This is a genomic window from Nostoc sp. DSM 114167, from assembly GCF_052692655.1.
Genome location: NZ_CP195116.1, coordinates 6,909,014 through 6,927,200 on the forward strand (window position 1 = coordinate 6,909,014; position 18,187 = coordinate 6,927,200).

The 18,187-nt window shown below is 38.9% G+C and carries 17 protein-coding genes; 6 read left to right on the plus strand and 11 right to left on the minus strand.

Going from position 1 to position 18,187, the window contains the following annotated elements; genetic code table 11:
• Window positions 1-448: 448 nt before the first annotated feature.
• From NSTC731_RS29170 to modA, 7 genes are all read right to left on the minus strand, one after another.
• Window positions 449-1,264 carry an ABC transporter ATP-binding protein gene (locus tag NSTC731_RS29170; protein ID WP_445627997.1) on the minus strand — a complete coding sequence of 272 codons (816 nt, stop codon included), beginning with the start codon at window positions 1,262-1,264 and terminating at the stop codon, window positions 449-451.
• 59 nt (window positions 1,265-1,323) lie between these two features.
• Window positions 1,324-1,467: a hypothetical protein gene (locus NSTC731_RS29175; RefSeq protein WP_445627998.1), complete on the minus strand. Its 144-nt coding sequence runs from the start codon at window positions 1,465-1,467 to the stop codon at window positions 1,324-1,326.
• 2 nt (window positions 1,468-1,469) lie between these two features.
• The gene (locus NSTC731_RS29180) at window positions 1,470-1,580 is read right to left on the minus strand and encodes an iron chelate uptake ABC transporter family permease subunit (RefSeq protein ID WP_445627999.1); all 111 of its coding nucleotides are present in this window, start codon (window positions 1,578-1,580) and stop codon (window positions 1,470-1,472) included.
• Window positions 1,581-1,717: 137 nt separating this feature from the next.
• Window positions 1,718-3,844: an acylase gene (locus NSTC731_RS29185; RefSeq protein WP_445628000.1), complete on the minus strand. Its 2,127-nt coding sequence runs from the start codon at window positions 3,842-3,844 to the stop codon at window positions 1,718-1,720.
• Window positions 3,845-4,631: 787 nt separating this feature from the next.
• On the minus strand, window positions 4,632-5,285 hold the full coding sequence (locus NSTC731_RS29190) for a DUF642 domain-containing protein (RefSeq protein WP_445628001.1): 654 nt from the start codon (window positions 5,283-5,285) through the stop codon (window positions 4,632-4,634).
• A 260-nt stretch (window positions 5,286-5,545) separates the two neighbouring features.
• Window positions 5,546-6,151, minus strand: coding sequence for a DUF642 domain-containing protein (locus tag NSTC731_RS29195; protein WP_445628002.1), 606 nt, complete (start codon window positions 6,149-6,151; stop codon window positions 5,546-5,548).
• Between the two features lie 66 nt (window positions 6,152-6,217).
• Complete coding sequence (gene modA / locus NSTC731_RS29200; RefSeq protein ID WP_445628003.1) at window positions 6,218-7,072, minus strand: molybdate ABC transporter substrate-binding protein; 855 nt, start codon at window positions 7,070-7,072, stop codon at window positions 6,218-6,220.
• Between the two features lie 934 nt (window positions 7,073-8,006).
• On the opposite strand from modA, the gene NSTC731_RS29205 reads away from it, so the two are divergent.
• The gene (locus tag NSTC731_RS29205; protein ID WP_322692349.1) at window positions 8,007-8,408 is read left to right on the plus strand and encodes a fasciclin domain-containing protein; all 402 of its coding nucleotides are present in this window, start codon (window positions 8,007-8,009) and stop codon (window positions 8,406-8,408) included.
• Window positions 8,409-8,600: 192 nt separating this feature from the next.
• Here NSTC731_RS29205 and sfsA read toward each other — a convergent pair whose 3' ends face one another.
• Window positions 8,601-9,326 (minus strand): DNA/RNA nuclease SfsA, encoded by a 726-nt coding sequence (gene sfsA, locus NSTC731_RS29210; protein ID WP_445628004.1) that lies wholly within the window; start codon window positions 9,324-9,326, stop codon window positions 8,601-8,603.
• 239 nt (window positions 9,327-9,565) lie between these two features.
• Here sfsA and NSTC731_RS29215 point away from each other — a divergent pair, with 239 nt between their 5' ends.
• A complete protein-coding gene (locus NSTC731_RS29215; protein WP_445628005.1) occupies window positions 9,566-10,234 on the plus strand; it encodes a 2OG-Fe dioxygenase family protein in 669 nt (222 codons plus the stop codon).
• A gap of 2 nt (window positions 10,235-10,236) precedes the next feature.
• Here the strand turns inward: NSTC731_RS29215 and NSTC731_RS29220 are convergent, their stop codons facing one another.
• On the minus strand, window positions 10,237-11,385 hold the full coding sequence (locus NSTC731_RS29220; RefSeq protein WP_445628006.1) for a DUF711 family protein: 1,149 nt from the start codon (window positions 11,383-11,385) through the stop codon (window positions 10,237-10,239).
• Window positions 11,386-11,607: 222 nt separating this feature from the next.
• Here NSTC731_RS29220 and NSTC731_RS29225 point away from each other — a divergent pair, with 222 nt between their 5' ends.
• Entirely contained in the window at window positions 11,608-12,876 is a 1,269-nt protein-coding gene (locus tag NSTC731_RS29225) for a tetratricopeptide repeat protein (RefSeq protein WP_445628007.1), read from the plus strand.
• Between the two features lie 235 nt (window positions 12,877-13,111).
• On the opposite strand, the gene NSTC731_RS29230 is transcribed toward NSTC731_RS29225, so the two are convergent.
• Window positions 13,112-13,948: a DUF4114 domain-containing protein gene (locus NSTC731_RS29230; RefSeq protein WP_445628008.1), complete on the minus strand. Its 837-nt coding sequence runs from the start codon at window positions 13,946-13,948 to the stop codon at window positions 13,112-13,114.
• 726 nt (window positions 13,949-14,674) lie between these two features.
• Here NSTC731_RS29230 and argS point away from each other — a divergent pair.
• From argS to NSTC731_RS29245, 3 genes are all read left to right on the plus strand, one after another.
• Window positions 14,675-16,429 (plus strand): arginine--tRNA ligase, encoded by a 1,755-nt coding sequence (gene argS, locus NSTC731_RS29235; protein ID WP_445628009.1) that lies wholly within the window; start codon window positions 14,675-14,677, stop codon window positions 16,427-16,429.
• A gap of 125 nt (window positions 16,430-16,554) precedes the next feature.
• Window positions 16,555-17,118, plus strand: coding sequence for a Uma2 family endonuclease (locus NSTC731_RS29240; RefSeq protein ID WP_445628010.1), 564 nt, complete (start codon window positions 16,555-16,557; stop codon window positions 17,116-17,118).
• Between the two features lie 37 nt (window positions 17,119-17,155).
• Complete coding sequence (locus NSTC731_RS29245; RefSeq protein WP_445628011.1) at window positions 17,156-17,626, plus strand: cobalamin biosynthesis protein; 471 nt, start codon at window positions 17,156-17,158, stop codon at window positions 17,624-17,626.
• Window positions 17,627-17,630: 4 nt separating this feature from the next.
• Here NSTC731_RS29245 and NSTC731_RS29250 read toward each other — a convergent pair whose 3' ends face one another.
• On the minus strand, window positions 17,631-17,984 hold the full coding sequence (locus NSTC731_RS29250) for a phage holin family protein (protein ID WP_322692341.1): 354 nt from the start codon (window positions 17,982-17,984) through the stop codon (window positions 17,631-17,633).
• Window positions 17,985-18,187: the final 203 nt, after the last annotated feature.

Sequence of the window (18,187 nt, forward strand, 5' to 3'; positions counted from 1 at the left end):
ATAAATGAGACGGCGAGTAGGGAGTGGTGTAGTTGAATTACTTGAAAACCGTTATCATCTCTGGGAGATATCACAATCTACATCAAAGGACATTAAAGGCGATCGCTCTCCACTGTATTAACGTGAGTTCGACGGCTCTAAAAACCCCATTTCCATTCCTCTCCCCCACTCTTCGAGAGGCTTTGAAACCCTAATTTTTTCGTTATCAACTAAGAATATTTCTGCCCCTCTCCGCCTCCAAGAGGGGTTGGGGAGAGGTTCATCGAACTCACGTTGTATTAGATATCTGCAATAAATACAGCAATTTAATTTCAGAAGAGAGCATTGCATATCTGCGAGATGTTTTGCGATCGCTCCTAGTCAGAAAAATTATTCCCTACTCTGCAAGACAAGAAAGAAGAAATGCTTAACTGAACTGTATTCTGCTGTGTAAGGTTTTGATTTGTTTTTATGTTCTCCCCTTTCTTCCCACTGGTATACACATCGGTGTACCGGAAACTGGGTCTGGGATAATCTGACATTCCAATCCAAATACTTCCTTTACCATCTTCTCAGTAATCACCAAATTAGGTTCGCCAACAGCAAAAATTTGACCTTCTTTCACTGCTACTAAATAATCAGCATAACGACAGGCGTGATTCAAATCATGTAACACCATAACAATCGTTCGTTGCTGATTTTGGTTCAAATCATACAATAAATCTAAAACTTCTATTTGGTGCGCCAAATCTAAAAAAGTAGTTGGTTCATCTAACAATAAAATATCTGTATCTTGAGCTAATGCCATTGCAATCCAAGCACGTTGTCGCTGTCCACCGGAAAGAGTATCTAACTCGCGTTCTGCCAAATATTTAATTCCAGTAATTTCTAACGCTAGTTCCACTAATTTTCCATCTTCTTTTGTCCATTGCTGCAACCAATTTTGATAAGGAAACCTTCCACAAGCTACCAAATCTCGAACGGTTAATCCTTCTGGTGGAACGGGGCCTTGGGTAAGAATTCCTAATTTTTTAGCAACATCTTTGGTTGATAGCTTAAATAAATCTGTTGTATCTAAATAAATTGTGCCAACGCGAGGTTTTAATAATCTTGCTAAACCCCGTAATAAAGTGGATTTTCCAGAACCATTTGCACCAACTAAAGCAGTTATTTTTCCTGGCGGTATATCTAAATTTAAATCCTTAATAATAGTTATATTATCATAACCCAAAGTCAAATTCTTCGCTGACAGTTGGTAATGTAACTTATCGCTCAATATTGACATAATTAAACTTAAGAAAATCTTTGAGAATTTTGTAAATATGTAATATCATATCTACTTGATTACTTAATTAAACCCAAAGAACCCCACCCCACGAAATCAGCGCTTTGCTTCCCCTGACCGCAGGTAGATAGGAGATTAAAGGGAGCCAGCGCGGTCATGGCATGAGCAACTGGCGCGTAGGGTGCAAATACTATGAGAATCATAACTAATTACCTTGCCAATATAGAACAATACTAATTATTACAACAAAAACTGCACCTGCATTCATCCCCAAAATACCAGGCTCGGCCAATGGATTACAAGTCACACTCTGCATAATTGCACTAGAGTAGACATGACTGCACCCACCAATATTGCCAAAAGCGATCGCGTGCGTTTGTATTTAGCATTTCGGTTGCAGCTGCAACATAATCAGTCAGCATTTTGATGCATAACTTATGGTTAGCGCAGCTCTTAAAAAGTTTTGCGTTCCTCCAAATGTGCTAATACTTCTTTTCGAGTTCGCCAAACAGAACGCAATTGCTTGCGAGTAAACAGTGGTAATTGGTCAGTAATGTGGGGCGAACCGGGTTGAGTCGCGTTACCGTAGCCGATCAGAGCCATTGCTTTTACTGGTTGTGAAAACTCAATGGTTGCAACATAACTATCACCAGCGACAGCTTGAAAGCGTTCATCGTTAGCTGGAGCAAAATTTAGGGCGCGGAATATTCCTAGATCCCCATCGCCACCATTGGCAGGTAAATCTAAGTTTCCGCTATGTACTCGGAAGACTTCACCCCAAGCAACATCTAGCTTTCCATAAGCTTTTTCGACTTTTGTTGCTGCTATTTGTAGCGCTTTCGCCGCACTTTCTGGGTTTTTTAAACCATCGGGTGTGGTGCGCGGCGAGTTCTCACTCCAAGGAATACTGAAGGTTTGGTTTTTATCCATTTCTTGCCACCAAAAAGCAAACAATACCGCGCCTCGACTATCAGCATCAGCATTGCGATTCCAAGCAGCTAAAATATCAGCAGCATGACGGGCTAATTCATCGCCATATTTTTGAGCTGCGGGAATTAAATCATCAAGGATGCGTTCTGCAAGTTCCATTTTGGTGGAATGTTTGTACTTAATCATTTCCGCAAAAGAAATTTTTGGATCTTCAGCCAGCATTTTTGCAGAACTTTGTGCCCGAAAAGACATCTCTCCTCGTGGAGCCATATAAGCAGGGTAATCATCTGCTTTGATGACAGCGGGGAAAGTCGTTGTCCAAGGTGGATCGTTGGCATTTTGCAACCAACCGCTAGGCGGGTCAATTACACGCGGTAAATCTTTGTATGGGTGCATTTTTGTCCACAAAGTCTGAGATGTGTCGCCAGGAATTAAACCTTCCCAGTATCGAAAGTCTCCCTGTTGACGAATCGGCACCAGACCGTTGAATAAGTGCATGATATGTCCTTCTCGGTCTGCATACATGACGGTAAACATTGGTAGTTGCAAGCGTTTCAATACCTTTTGAAATTGGGTTAAGTTTTGGGAACGCGCCATATCCCACCACTGTTCCAACACACCGGGACGGTCTGTACCGACAACCCGCAGTGCCACAGCAAACCCATCTTTTTCTTGAACGACTGCACCGTGGACGGAACTTTTGACTAATAATGGTTGTTTGACTAACGAGCCATTCTTTTGCTTAACTTTTAACAAAAACTTTGATGTTGTAAAAGGACGGACTTTGCCATCAAAAAGATAACCATCATCAGCTAATTTCAACTTATATACATCCCAACCATCATGAGTATTGACGGTATGAGTCCAACCCAAATAATCGTTAAAAGCGATCGCTAAAACCGGAATTCCCACCAGCGCTGCTCCCGAAGCATTCATCCTTGGGGCAGTAATTTGGGCTTCGTACCAGACAAATAAATCCGACCATAACAAGTGGGGATTTGCCAGCAACATCGCCTTGCCACTGGCAGAATGTTTAGGTGCGATCGCCCAACCGTTAGAACCAGCTTCAGATTGAGTATGAGTCATATCTGCTACCTGTTCTTGATTGACAACAAAAGTAAAATACAGCACTCTTTGCAAATGTGCCAACACATCCTCTGGCTTGACAGGTAATACTATTTTTACTTGCTCGTCAATTAAATCAGGATGGGCTTTGGCATAAGTATTTATCCCACTAACAAAGGCATTTATATAACTACGGAAAGCTGGACTTTGTGCCTGATACCAAGAATTAGCACGATCGGATACTCCCATCGTCAGTACCCATTTATCAGATTCTAAATACTCTTCTCCCCAGTATTCGGCTGCTTTTCCCCTAGCTTGACCATAGAGGCGCAACAACAAGTTAGCGTGACTTTGCATTTGTGCCCAACCAAACGCCTGAAAAGCGCTTGAAGCATCTTTACTATATATATGTGGTATGCCGTAAGTATCCCATAATATCTCTGTAGTTTTGGGTGCAGTTGCAAAACTGTTATTTGCCAAAACGATAACTAAAATCGCACTAAGGATAAAAGCTAAAAATCTAGAAAATTTTCTTTTCAGTATTGACCGATCGAATTGCCACAAATAAATTCCAATATTCAACATGATGGTTCGATTAAATTAATTTGACTGGAAAAATTTAGTGACTTTCGTCTGTATTCCGTAACAAACAGACATTAAATCTACACTCACTAGCAACATACATAAAGAGGCATCCCAGCACCTTTGTGTATGCCACCATAAGTTGATAAAAATTCCATACTACTAGCGCCATACTACTAGCGTGGAAATAATGCTTTTGAAGTAGCATTAATCCCACAGATACCGAATAGACAAGCGATTGTATATTATCAATAATGTTTAACACTAGTTCTAGAATTCTCAAAAGCTATCTGCGACTGATTTGCATCTAACTCTAGTGCTATTAGGAGACATTATCATAAAGGCTACACCTGAGCAAGCATTTATCAAAACTTCTGAATTTTATAAATCTGACTTATGTTGTGCGCTCAATCCTTATAGATAAGTCTTTTTAAGGTATTGGCATAGCAGCAGTCAGTTTTTTAATCTAAATTAAATTATTGTCATCTATCTTTTGATATATTTTTGAAAGATTTTTGGGAATAAAAGATAATAATAGTTTTTAATTAAAAATTACTTGCTATCTTAGCTAAGTTGCTTTAAAATTCTAAAATTAATTGCAAATTAGTAGCAATAGTAGTAATCGGTGTAAAACACAAGCAGCGACTCTAAATTATCGAGAGTTAGATCGATATATTAGAGCGATCGCCGTTTTAGTGGAAAATGACCAAATCCCTCATAACTACTGCACAGTAGTTTGAGGGATTTACGATCTGTTCTTTTCCAAAAAGTAAAAAAAGGGCTGTTCTTTCTAGCTAATTGCTTTCTTTTTCTTCAGCCATATTCCTAATAAACCAGCAGTAACAACTATTCCTCCAACAGTTGATGGCTCAGGCACAGGTTTTACACTCACATTATCCAAGTATAAGAATTCATATTTATCCCAATCCCCAAACTTTAACTCTGTGGATGACGCATCTGCCGTGAAATTGAACTTATATTGCGTGTATGGTTGAAAAGAAATGTCTTTTTGATCGAAAAGCTTATTTCCACCTACAAATGTCTGAAATTGATTATCAAGGTCAGGGGCCTCATCTATAGATGCTAAATAGTAACTAAGTTCGTATTGCTGACCAGGTTGTGTAGAAAGTGTCTGTGATATGTAGCTGAGGTCTATAAATCCACTAAGTGATAAGCCCTGATTACCACTACCATGCTGAGGAAAATTGCTTATTCTTATCCCTGATACATCCATCGGATCGCCAGACTTAGTCCAGTCTGTAATATTCGGATTTGTAGCGTTGGAATTGTTAGGATCTACGAGAGGATCGAGTTCAAAGCTTCCGTTTTTAACAAGTTCTGCTGCTTGTGCTGCTGTATTATAAATATTAGCGATCGCAGCAGTACTAATTAAGGTAATAGTAAAACTAAAAACAATAATTGAGAGTTTTTTAGTTACATTCATGAAACTTGACTCCAAATAATTTTAAATTTTGACAATGAAAACAAGTTGATAGTTACATTCATGCTGGCTGGCTTTCAGTAGTGTCAATAAAAATGAACACTTTCTTCTGGTTTCTAAGAGTTAGTTATAGATGTAGATAACGATTCATACACCAAGACAATTTTCTCAATAAACCCATAATGGAGTTTTTAAATCAGATGAATGTTAGTGGCATTCTTGACACTATTGAGCCAGACATTGCTTAGGCTCCTACCTGTGGTTTATTGATATCCATAGTTTTTTCCTTGATGTTTAGGTATAGCTTTGACACTTACATCATCCAAATATAAAAACGCATACTTGGCTTGGGAGCCAAATTTTATTTCGGTGGATCTTCCTTTTGCTCTAAAATTTAACGTGTATTGTGTGTAGGATTGGTAAGGAGTATCTTTTTGAACATAAACCTTTTTATCACCTACAAAAACCTGAAATTTGTTATTCAGATCGGGTGCCTCTTCTGTCGATGCCAGATAGTAAGTAAGTTTGTAGCGTTGACCAGGAAATGTAGGGATAGTCTGCGATATGTAGCTAATGGCTGAAAATCCACCAAGAGATAATCCTTGCTTACCAGTATTAGGAAAATTGTCAATTTTAGTACCTGATGTATCTATCGCATTACCAGATTTAACCCATCCTGTAACATTAGGATTTGTAGTTTCAGGATTATTAGGATCTATCAGAGAGTCGTATTCAAATCCCCCATTGATAATCAGTTCTTGTCTTTCAGCTTGTGCTGCTGACTTATAAGTATTAGTAATCACAGCAGTATGAAGGAAAGCAGTAGTCAAACTACAAACAATAATTGAGAGTTTTTTAGTGAACTTCACAAGACATGACTCCAAATAGTTCAAAATTCACGACAACGAGTACTTGATTGATTTACTTTCTGGTGATTAAGGCAGGATAAACCCGTAAGTATTTTTGAAGATATTCTGAGCTGTACTACCACTTAAGTAGTTAGAAAAACTCTGTGCCGTCGTTAAAACTTTAGTTCTGGTGAGTATACCCAGTGGATAAACAATCGAATCGCTCTCTGTTGTGAGGGCAGTTTGTACCACTCTTACCTTGTTAGAAATGGCCGCATCAGTTTTGTAAACAACACCTGCGTTGATAGTTTTATTTACACCTCCAACTAGAAGAGTTTTATTTTCAACAGCAGTTAAAACGTTACGCACATTGGCAGCACGGTATAATTTAGGACTGAGAATATTAAAAATACCTCGGCTAGTGAGAACTTGTTTGGCATAATTTCCTGCTGGCACAACTGGAGGAGTACCTGTGTAGTCACCTATGGCAATACCAGTAATGTTGGCATTGGTCAAACCATTGAAGCTAGTGAGAGCAGCACTACCAACACTAACGGGAGGTGTGGTAGGCGCAATCAAAACTAGACGGTTTTTGACAACGTTTTTGCGGCTACCTGCAACCAATTTACTTGGGGTTGAATTCTGCAATACATCTATTTGGCTGTTAGCAGCAGAAATGAAAATATCTGCTGGTGCTCCTGCTTGTATTTGACTTAGTAAAGTACCAGAAGCACCAAACGTATAAACAACGTTGACGCCTGGGTTAGCATTTTGGTACTGAGTCTTAATGGCATTCAGCGCGTTTGTTAAACTGACAGCTGCATACACGTTCAGTGTCGTTACAGAACTTGCTGGTGATAAATTAACGAACTGCAAGCCTATTACCAGCATCATGCTGCTAACTGCTGTAGCAATCCAAGCAATAAGTCTTCTTCTGTTCATGAAAGTTATAGTTTGGGGAAAATATTACCTAAAAGTCTTATTGTTGACATACCTGACTTACGCACAGGCAACAGAAATACCAACTACACAGAAGGTAGAGGATATAGATAAATGGGAGTTAGAGAAGAGACTTCTTGGCATTTGTAGGGAATTGGGTTTGGGAGAAAGGGAAAAGGAATAAAAAAACCTTTCCCCAATAAAGATGAGTCCCTTTTCCCGCAAGAGTGCAAAAGTAACTTTTGCACTCTTGTCTAAGGTTTTGGCGTAAATCTTACGCATCATAAATTCTGGAAACAACAAACAGCCAATCACAATTGCTAAAAGCATTGGTATGATGGGCCGTTTGTTATTTCCAAGTGGAATTACACAAACAGCGAGTGAAATGTATTTAGTGATGAAATAATATCAGTTAAATATGCTTATTACCAACTTTTTTGGTTAACGAATCCTGACAAAAAGCTAATGCAAGTATATTTAAATTCTCTAAATAACCCTTATCTGTATGTATATAGTAAATTTTTATATCGATCCTAAATATCTAAAGCTTGATTTATACCAACTAAATATTTTTAATCTTCTATTTAACTAACTTTATTGGTATGCGATCGCTGCTTTGACAATCTTTGGATGCGGCCTCTATTACTGTGTAAAAAAGAGCGATGCCCTTCTCTACGAGACGCTCCGCGTAGCTTGCTTCCACGAAGTGGTACGACAGGCTCAGGGTAAGACCTGCGGCGGTAAACTACGCATCCAGCAGCGCCCATAACTCATCCACTTGGACGATGTACGTATAATTATTTACTAATATAAATATATATATAAACTTTTATGATATCAATAACAAAAATGATTTGACATACGCCTAATGATAGATAGATTTTATTAAGCAAATAGTTTAGATTTGTAACAAGTTACACAGAACTAGATAAAACACATGGCCAACATAATTGACACTGCCACTAACAATGGTTCTTTTAACACACTAGTTGCAGCAATCCAAGCAGCTGGTCTGGTAGATACACTTCAAGGTGATGGGCCATTTACCGTTTTTGCACCCACCGATGAAGCATTTAATAAGCTTCCAGCAGGTACAGTAGACGCATTACTTCAAGATATTCCAAAGCTCAAGAAAATCTTGACCTATCATGTTGTTTCAGGCAAGGTACTGGCTGCTGATGTAGTTAAGCTGAAGACAGCTAAAACAGTTGAAGGTTCAGATGTAAAAATTGACGCTTCTAATGGCGTTAAGATCAATGATGCAACAGTTGCAACACCAGACGTTGCTGCTGATAACGGTGTCATCCACGTCATTGACACAGTTTTGATTCCTGCATAACCCAATGTCAGAATAGCGAATGCTATTTCTGGGGTGGCGACTACCTATAGTCGTTTCTTGATTACAGTCTGGTTGAATGTTTTTTAGTAAACATCAACTACCAACAAATCCATCTAGATGCTGTCTAGATGGATTTATTGTTTTATGCGGGTGTAAACGTTGTAATTACTAGTTTCTTTTAATTAGCTGTAATCAAATTTTTAATTTTGCCAAACCCAAATAACGGATACCTTCGGGGGAAATGTCAAAACGGCAAGGTAAGACTTCTAAACCGAGAGCGATCGCATCCCGCAATAATTTACCATATATAGGATCTGTGCGATCGCCAGGAGAGAACTCGATACAATCACCGCGATTGATAAAGTAAAGCATCACCGCACGAGTCAAAGGTAATAGCGCCATCAGTTCTCGCAAGTGTTTTTGTCCTCTTGTAGTCTCCGTGTCAGGAAATAAAGCTAATCTCCCTTCGGACAAAGTTGTATTTTTCACTTCTAAATAAATCGGGCGTTCCTCATTACTTCCCGTCAAGAAAAAATCCACTCGACTTTTTTTATCTAGCCCATAAACCACCTCGCCCTTAATTTGGCTGTAGTCGCCCAATTCTGGAAAAAGATGTTTCGCCAAAGCTAGCTTTACCACCCGATTGGGCAAAAAAGTATTTATGCCTACCCAAGTCGGCTCGTTGTCATGTACCTGAATTAGTTCTAAAGTGTAAGCCAATTTACGGTTAAGATTATCGCTTTTGGAAAGCTGTACTGCACTTAGAGGTGTCGATACTCCAATCATTGGCCCTGTATTGGGACAGTGTGCTGTCACTATTTCGCCAGAAGTCAGTTGAACGTCAGCAAAAAACCGCTTGTAACGCTTGAGTAAAATACCGGGATGCAAAGGTGGGTACTTGTAAAGCCAATCTATCATTATGGAACCTTGTTGCTGTTTGTAAATATACGTCGATTCTTTGCCCACCGAACCCATATCTGCAAATCTTTTCAGCAGCTACTCTGCTCTGCGACAGAAGTTGAGTAACTTGACATATCATGGATTGTCAATTTTTGTAGTCAAATTGACAACATAGTAATAAAAAGTAGCATATACTAAGTATTACAAGCCTCCCATAAAAATCTGGGAGAGTTTCAACGTGCAAGGAGGTAAATCCTATGCAAAAAGTGTGGACATCAACGGAATTAGAATATGCTTTTCTGTTTACTCTCAGAAAGGTAAATTCGATCAATCCAGAAGGTTTTAAGGCATTTTTTAGTAATATGCCTATTGACCCTTATATCAAAGGCACTTATCGTTCCAGAAGATTATCTCGGTTTACAGTTTATGGAAATCAATTAATCAAATTACCTCATGGTTACCTCTTTCAAAGTAAAGAGTACAATCCATTAGTGGGTGACATAAAAAGAGAGTTTGCAGAATTAGAAGATGGACTTATAGAACTTGATATCTTTAAGAATCTTGTCTTAGCATTCAGTGATTCTTGTAAACTTCATCCGGAAGCTGAAATCGGAGTTCATCAAATTAGAACTATTTGTTCGGCGGATAATTTGGGTAATCCAGCACCTGAAGGTATTCATCAAGATGGTACTGATTTTATCGGTATATTTTCAGTAGATAGAGATAATATTCAAGGTGGAGAAACACATCTATATACTGACAAAAAACAAAAGCCCGTATTTAGTAAAGTTCTAAATCCGGGAGAACTATTATTAGTCAACGATCGTGATTTTTTCCACTTTACCACTCCTATTAAACCACAGATTGATGGTCAGGGAAGTAGAGATGTTTTTGTGCTAACTTCTCCCAGCTTGCTTTCAGAATAATTTTAGTCGACCGTAAATATTTTACAATCTACGAGATATGGGGAATTGAATGCAGTCATTTCCCCAGCTTTTTTATTTGGAATTGGAAATAATCGTGCTGATAGTGGTTTATCTAATTTGATAGCTAAAGTTGCCATATCAATTAATAAAGCTGTAATTTTTTCTATTGTGATATCACCTGGAATCGGAACTGTATCCAGTCCACAGCCACAAACTGCTGAATATAATAATAAATTTGTAATATTATATGTTTGCTCATTAGCTCTGGTAGCTAGTCCAACATCTTCACAAACTGGAAGCATCAGTCCAGAATAACCACAGGTTTTTACTGATACATTTTTTAATACGCGAGTCAGCATCCCAGAAATTGCAAGAGTTCCTGAATGACCAAACTTGCCATTCATCAATTTTTCATAAGCAAAAGCAATACTATTTTTTTTATCTAAAGATGGAGCTAGAGACGTATCAATTCCTTTATATATAACGGCAAATCGATCTGAGATGTTTTCAGCAATAACTGCGATTTTCTTTAATTCTAATTCTAAAAGTAATTGCAGGTTTTGCTCTGCCGTAGGAATATTGTTAGCTTGGGAAAATGCTTGCATTACCAAATCGCCTAACTCTAAACCTATAGTAAAAGATGTATTGCCTGTATGATATGCCGTAGGAAAAAATGGGATATCTGGCTGGCAGTTTGCCCATGCACAAAAATGAAAGTTACCATAGCCATTTTCACTTTCTTGGGAAATACGTTTAATGGCTTTGGCAGATTCCTTAGCATTCTCAAAAATTATACCGTTTTCCCTGTCCCCTATTTTACTAGAGCAATAAATAATTGATGTATTTTTATTGATATCTGGAATTATATCTATAGTTTCCGAGTTGCTGGCATAACCAATATTGAAAAAGCTGATATTCAAACTTTGACAAAGTTGTTCGAGAGCTTGAATTTCATTAATAATTTCGATTTTAGATAAGCCTTGCAGATATTCTTCCCAGCTATTAGTAGCAATTCTAGTTGTTTGGACTTCATATCCTTGTTTTTCAAACAAAATCTGTACCTGCTGATTAAACTCAGCAGCTTGCTTAATTTTTTCCTGATATTGCAGAGATTGAATTAATATACCTGTTGTAATAGTTCTAATTTTCATTAGTATAAATAATTAGCGATCTTTTCATTAAACTTAACTCTAGAATCTGGACGCGTACAATATTCTATTGGATAAATTTCATTTATAACAACTTAGGGTAGTGTGTTGTTTTTATTTCACAAAAAATATGAAATATACTTAAAATATGAAGATGAGTGCATAGGTTAGGCTACAAAAGAAGTCTGCTGGAATTCAATGAACTGAATCAACCAAACAAATGCCATGAATGACGAATTTTACAATCGGGGATTGGAAAAGGCTAGGCGAAAAGATTACGCGGGAGCAATTGAAGAATTTAACCATGCTTTACAACTAACACCTTACTTTAGCGAAGCTTATTTGCAACGGGGTTTAGCACATTATGACTCAGGAGCAATATTGAAAGCTGTTTCAGATTATACCGAAGCCCTGAGGCTGAATCCTGAGAGTGTGGAAGCATATTATTGTCGGGGATTGGCTAGGGTAGCGCTGAAAAATTTACCGGGGGCGTTGGAGGATGTAGAACGTGCGATTCGTCTCAATCTTAATTATGCTGCTGCTTATAATTTGCGGGGAATGGTGCGGCGCAAACAGGGTTATATTCAAGATGCGATCGCTAACTTTAAAAAAGCTGCTGGGTTATATCTAGAGCAACAAGATAAAGAAAATTGTCGTCTGTGTCTAGAACGAATTAAACAGCTACAACCACCAGAAAAAACTGCCATTGAACAATCGCGTTCCATCAATACGCCGATTTTATCCACCAATGATTATTTCACGCAATTATTAGAAAAGGCTGAAAAGGGAGATACTCAAGAAGCACTCGCCGATTTAAACTGGGTATTAAAAGCCGATCCGCAAGATGCCCAAGCTTACTGCTGTCGTGGGGTTGTGCGTTGTAAAATGGGGAATTATCGAGAAGCGATCGCAGATTTTAATCAAGCATTACGACTAAATTTTCAAGATGCCATTGTCTATCGCAACCGAGGTAAAGCCCGTTCTATCTTAGGAGATCATCAAGGTGCGATCGCGGATCTCAACCAAGCAGTCCAGATGCAACCCGAAGATGGCTTAGTTTATATTGCCAGAGGTAATGTCTATCGGACAATGGGTAATTATCTCGGTGCAATTCAAGATTACACCCAAGCGCTGCAAATCAATTCTGATGAGGCTCAAGCTTATTACAATCGCGGCATTGCCTATACTTGCTTAGAAGAAATACAAAACGCCGTGGAAGATTATCAACGGGCGGGGAGTATCTTTTGCGAACAAGAAGACTGGGAAAATTATCAACAAGTCTTAAGTAGCCTAGAAAAAATTCAGAAATTTAGTCCAGAGTCAAAAAAGCAAAAATATCATTTGCTACGTCAGCGACTTTTACGAATGGTTGGCGGATACTGGGAAATTGCCGAACGATTGATTCAGCAAAACAAAGATTATCATCCTGGAATGTCAGACGAGTGGTATTTGCAAAAAGTGATTAATGATTTAGAACGCGATCGCAATAGATAAAATATAAATCAATACAGTTCAGATAAGACCAAAACACTTGTAGAGACGGCGATTTATCGCGTCTCCAAAACCCAAAATTTTTGCCATTAGCCCTTAACTGAACCGTATTGAAATATAAATGCCACTACAAACGTAAAATCACCCGTACATTATTTATACGGGTGAAAATGCGAGCGATCGCTTGTTATTTTCCAATGAAACTAAATGCACCTTATCTTAAGCACCGTCTCAAAGTTTAGTGAGAAGTGCGACTTTGACGGCGACGGCGCAATCCAAACATACTAACTGCTCCCACCGCAAACATTGATAGAGTAACAGATGGTTCAGGAACAGTAGCACCAATTAACGCTTTAACATTTGCCTCACCGACATCAAGAACGACGACAACATCATTAAAGTCGCGATCGGAACCTTCGTTCCACTTACCAGTTGCAGGATCTACCCCTGAAGCGTATAAACCTCCGTATAAATCCTCAAATGCCAGGAGGATGTAGTTGTTGTAAGCATAAGCAACTGCGTGCTGTAGTCCGTCAGCGTTAGAGGCAGTGTCAGTACCAAAGATATTGGCAGAGTTGCCACGGTTCAAACCATCAGCTCTCAACCATAAATCTAGTTGAGTACCTGCGGTAACATTACCAACTTTAACCCCATCACCTAGTTTTAATGCGTTACCACCCCAGTCACCACTAACACATCCATTTCCTTGACAGGAAATATCATTAAAAAGCAGCCCAGATTTGTTAGTAGTTCCTGTAGCTTCAAAGGCTAACTGGTTTCTATAACCTGCGCCCTCATTAATAAAGTAAACAGAAACATCGTGGTCGTATTTTAAATTTAATTTACTGGGGTCTAATTTAAATTGTCCGCTGTTTGGAAGAGCAACACTTTCTGCTTGGACAAATTGTTGAAAAGGAGCGTCGTTAAAACCAGTTTGAGACTTATTATATACAGTTGGTTGAGTCCATGAACTATTCCAATTAAAATCAGCAGCAGATGCAGTTTCTACTTTGGAAACTAATCCGGTTAATGTAGCTGTAGCGGCAATCAAGGCAGGGAATAAATTACGTTTCATATTATGAGCCATTAAGTAGGAAAGACAATTTAGATAATGCTTTTTGAGCAGCTATCTCTCTTCAGTTGTCTCTTACTTCTAACAGCTAGACTTCTGCAACGTCAATCTGTCTATTTACTTTTGCTAGTATATTTAAATAGCGCTTTATCTAAAGGATTTTTACTGAAAAGAAAGATTTTTCTTCTAGGATGATACTGTTATCAATACTGAGTACTTAAACTGATATATAATGAAAACTTCATGAATAATATATAGTTTGTATGAAAATTAGATATGCAATTTCTCTAGTGAAAAGCTAAAAGCTTTATCTAGAGGAATTTTCATTTAAATGAGGTAGATAAGTAATGGTGTGCCGTCATCCGTATCAACGAAGCCAAGGCTTAGTTAATACGCTGCTATACAAATACAGATGCTCTCCGTACTTACGTTGGAAAACGTAGTAATCTATCAAATCAATGAAACCTGGGTAAATAAGTTTAGTCTTTGTTTTAAGCGCTAAAGTGTTTACTACGTACTACGCTTTAGTTGACTGGATTAACTAGTAGTCTGTCAAAATAGACTTCGGTATCGTCAGAATCTAGAAGTTATGCCGAGGATGGGAGACAATTTAAGGGGGTTCTACTTTAAAATGAGAGTCTTTGCTTAGACTTGATGAATATCTTTTAAGGTTAAAATAATCAAGCTTTTCCAGAGCTACATTCCCCCTTTCACAGATAAAATCTATATATGAACGCTACACAAGAAAAACTAAAAGCTCTCTTAGAGCAGGCTTTAATCGCGGCTTTTGGCGCTGACTTGGCTGGAGTAGATCCAATTTTGGTTCCTGCTAGCAATCCTAAATTTGGCGATTATCAGGCGAATGTGGCTTTATCCTTGAGTAAAAAGTTAGGATTGCAACCAAGAGCGATCGCAGGTGCGATCGTTGAAAAACTAGATGTATCCGAAATCTGCGAACCGCCGGAAATCGCTGGCCCAGGATTTATCAATCTCAAACTGAAAACAGCATACTTAGAAGCACAACTCAACGCGATTCAAGCCGATCCCAGACTGGGAGTTCCAGCCGCGAAAACGCCGAAGCGAGAAATTGTAGATTTTTCCAGTCCGAATATTGCCAAAGAAATGCACGTCGGACACTTGCGTTCGACGATTATTGGTGATTCCATCGCCCGGATTTTAGAATTTCAAGGACACGATGTACTGCGGTTAAATCATGTCGGTGATTGGGGTACGCAGTTTGGGATGTTAATCGCCTATCTGCGGGAAGTTTACCCAGACGCCCTTACCACCGCGAATGCTGTAGATATTGGTGATTTAGTCTCTTTTTATCGCAAAGCCAAATTGCGGTTTGATACAGATGAAGCTTTTCAAGAGACAGCACGCCAAGAAGTTGTCAGATTACAAACAGGTGCAGAAGATACACTCCATGCTTGGAAACTTTTGTGCGAACAGTCGCGGCGAGAGTTTCAAGTAATTTATGAGTTATTGGATATCAAGTTAACTGAACGCGGCGAATCTTTCTACAATCCCTTGCTACCAGGAGTTGTGGAAGATTTAGAAAAATCTGGATTACTGGTAGAAAACCAAGGGGCAAAATGTGTTTTCTTGGAAGGGTTTACAAATAGAGAAGGTGAACCTTTGCCCTTAATTGTGCAGAAATCAGATGGTGGTTATAACTATGCGACAACAGATTTAGCATCTCTCCGTTACCGGATTCAGCAGGATCGAGCAAAGCGGATAATTTATGTAACAGATGCTGGACAAGGAAACCACTTTGCCCAATTTTTTCAGGTAGCACGCAAAGCCGGATGGATTCCTGATGATGTGGAATTAGTGCATGTACCCTTTGGGTTGGTGTTAGGAGAAGATGGCAAGAAATTCAAAACTCGTTCTGGGGATACTGTGCGTTTGCGGGATTTATTAGATGAAGCTGTTTCTCGTGCCCATGCTGACTTAAAAACTAGATTACAAAAAGAAGAACGCCAAGAAAGTGAAGAATTCATTAATGAAGTTGCTAGGGTAGTTGGAATCAGCGCAGTTAAGTATGCAGACTTAAGTCAAAATCGCACCAGTAACTACATCTTCAGCTACGACAAAATGCTGGATCTTAAAGGTAATACTGCGCCCTATATGCTATATGTTTATGCACGGATTCATGGGATTAGCCGCAAGGGTGATATTAACTTTAAAGAGTTGGGAAATAATGTCGTCTTGTTGCAGCATGAAACAGAATTAGTGCTGGCAAAATATTTACTTCAACTGGATGAAGTTATTAGTAGTGTAGAGCAAGACTTGTTGCCCAATCGTTTATGTGAGTATTTGTTTGAACTGAGTCAGAAGTTTAACCAATTCTACGATCGCTGTCCCATACTACAAGCTGAGGAACCGCAGCGCACATCCCGTTTAGTTTTATGTGATTTGACTGCTAGAACTCTGAAGCTGGGATTATCTTTGTTGGGAATTCAGGTATTGGAGAGGATGTAATACTTTTTTTAACGCAAAGTGGCGCTAAGGTAACGCTAAGGTACGCAGAGTAAGAGTTAAGTTATAGCTTCTTTGTGTACTTTGCGGTTTTTTAATTAGAATTGCTGGACTGGAGGCGATCGCAAATGGTACAGACACCATCAAAAAGCATAACTTTGGCAGAGTTTCTGATGTTACCAGAAACAAAGCCCGCTAGTGAATACATCGATGGCCAAATTATTCAAAAACCAATGGCACAGGGAGAACATAGCACTATTCAAGGTGAACTGATTATTTTTATTAATGCTATCTTGAAACCCCAAAAAGTTGCACGAGCATATCCAGAACTGCGGTGTACTTTTGGTCGCAGATCAATTGTCCCGGATGTAGCGGTATTTACCTGGGAGAGAATACCTCGCCAAGAAAATGGCATGGTAGCAAATTTATTTTCAGCTGCTCCCGATTGGACTATTGAGATTCTATCACCTGACCAAAGACAAACGAAAGTTACAAAAAATATTCTGCATTGCCTGAATTATGAAACACAAATGGGTTGGCTGATCGATCCAGAAGAACAAACGGTATTTGTCTACATCCGCAATCAACAGCCAGTCATGTTGGATGAACTAGAAGCTTTACTCCCTGTGCCAGATTTTGCAAGTGAATTGAGGCTGACTGTAGGAGATTTATTTGGTTGGCTGTTGGAGTAAACCAAACCCTGACCAATTGAGTAAGGAAATACACCAAGTGCAACAGGTTTTATGGGTAGGAATCGGTTGTAAACGAGGAACATCATGGCAGTTGATTGATGGGGCAATTGAGCAAGTATTTCGAGAAAATCAACTTTTTCCAAGTGCGATCGCAGGTATTGCTACCATTGACACTAAAGCCTCGGAAGTTGGCTTAGTCAAACTTTGTCGCCTCCGCAATTTGCCCCTAAAAACCTTTTCTGCGGAAATACTTCGCTCTGTCTGTGTCCCCAACCCTGCCACAATTATCGACGAGCGAGTAGGTACGCCTAGCGTAGCAGAGGCAGCTGCTATTCTTGCAGCTTCTCAACTCACATCTTTGACTGTTTCCCCCTTTACAAACATAGAGAAATTGCGGGTGAAGTTTTTAGTTCCTAAACAAATTTTCCAAATACAAGGGCAACCAGGAGCGGTAACTCTTGCGGTTGCCCAAGCTTTAAATATTATTAGTATTACAAAAGTTCCTTAATTTTCTAGTCAACAACTCTCAAAAAATAGTTAATGATGCTAGAAACAATTGCTAGTACAATTGAACCTAACAAAGCAGGTAAAAAGCCCTGAATCTCAAAACCAGAACCAGGAGTTAGGACGCTTGCCAGCCAAAGGGCTAAGGCGTTAATCACCAATGTAAATAAACCAAAGGTGAGCAAGGTAATTGGAAACGTCAAAATCTGTAAAATTGGTCTAATAAATGCATTAACCAAACCAATTACAAAGGCAGCAATTAAGGCAGTCACAAAATTCTTGATAAAGAATCCTGGAACGATATTAGCTGTAATGAATAACGCCACCGCAGTACCGAGCCAAGTTAATACAAAGTGTTGCATAAGTTTTTTTAGAGGAATTAGTAGTAAGTTTAATTAATTTCACTATTGCCAGTTGTGATTTGTAACACTATCGAGTGTTGTTGTGCTTGACTCCAAAAGTTGCCATCATCTTTTATCAGCCTAAAATCAATGTAATTTTTCAGTACTGGCAAGAGAGATATTTCTAATCGGTATATCTTTATCGTATTGCAGGATGTACCGCA

Bases quoted from the DNA above. Each gene is read 5' to 3' on its own strand.
- NSTC731_RS29170 (WP_445627997.1), bottom strand. From the start codon at position 1,264: ATGTCAATATTGAGCGATAAGTTACATTACCAACTGTCAGCGAAGAAT.
- NSTC731_RS29175 (WP_445627998.1), bottom strand. From the start codon at position 1,467: ATGATTCTCATAGTATTTGCACCCTACGCGCCAGTTGCTCATGCCATG.
- NSTC731_RS29180 (WP_445627999.1), bottom strand. From the start codon at position 1,580: ATGCAGAGTGTGACTTGTAATCCATTGGCCGAGCCTGGTATTTTGGGG.
- NSTC731_RS29185 (WP_445628000.1), bottom strand. From the start codon at position 3,844: ATGTTGAATATTGGAATTTATTTGTGGCAATTCGATCGGTCAATACTG.
- NSTC731_RS29190 (WP_445628001.1), bottom strand. From the start codon at position 5,285: ATGAATGTAACTAAAAAACTCTCAATTATTGTTTTTAGTTTTACTATT.
- modA (WP_445628003.1), bottom strand. From the start codon at position 7,072: ATGAACAGAAGAAGACTTATTGCTTGGATTGCTACAGCAGTTAGCAGC.
- NSTC731_RS29205 (WP_322692349.1), top strand. From the start codon at position 8,007: ATGGCCAACATAATTGACACTGCCACTAACAATGGTTCTTTTAACACA.
- sfsA (WP_445628004.1), bottom strand. From the start codon at position 9,326: ATGATAGATTGGCTTTACAAGTACCCACCTTTGCATCCCGGTATTTTA.
- NSTC731_RS29215 (WP_445628005.1), top strand. From the start codon at position 9,566: ATGCAAAAAGTGTGGACATCAACGGAATTAGAATATGCTTTTCTGTTT.
- NSTC731_RS29220 (WP_445628006.1), bottom strand. From the start codon at position 11,385: ATGAAAATTAGAACTATTACAACAGGTATATTAATTCAATCTCTGCAA.
- NSTC731_RS29225 (WP_445628007.1), top strand. From the start codon at position 11,608: ATGAATGACGAATTTTACAATCGGGGATTGGAAAAGGCTAGGCGAAAA.
- NSTC731_RS29230 (WP_445628008.1), bottom strand. From the start codon at position 13,948: ATGAAACGTAATTTATTCCCTGCCTTGATTGCCGCTACAGCTACATTA.
- argS (WP_445628009.1), top strand. From the start codon at position 14,675: ATGAACGCTACACAAGAAAAACTAAAAGCTCTCTTAGAGCAGGCTTTA.
- NSTC731_RS29240 (WP_445628010.1), top strand. From the start codon at position 16,555: ATGGTACAGACACCATCAAAAAGCATAACTTTGGCAGAGTTTCTGATG.
- NSTC731_RS29250 (WP_322692341.1), bottom strand. From the start codon at position 17,984: ATGCAACACTTTGTATTAACTTGGCTCGGTACTGCGGTGGCGTTATTC.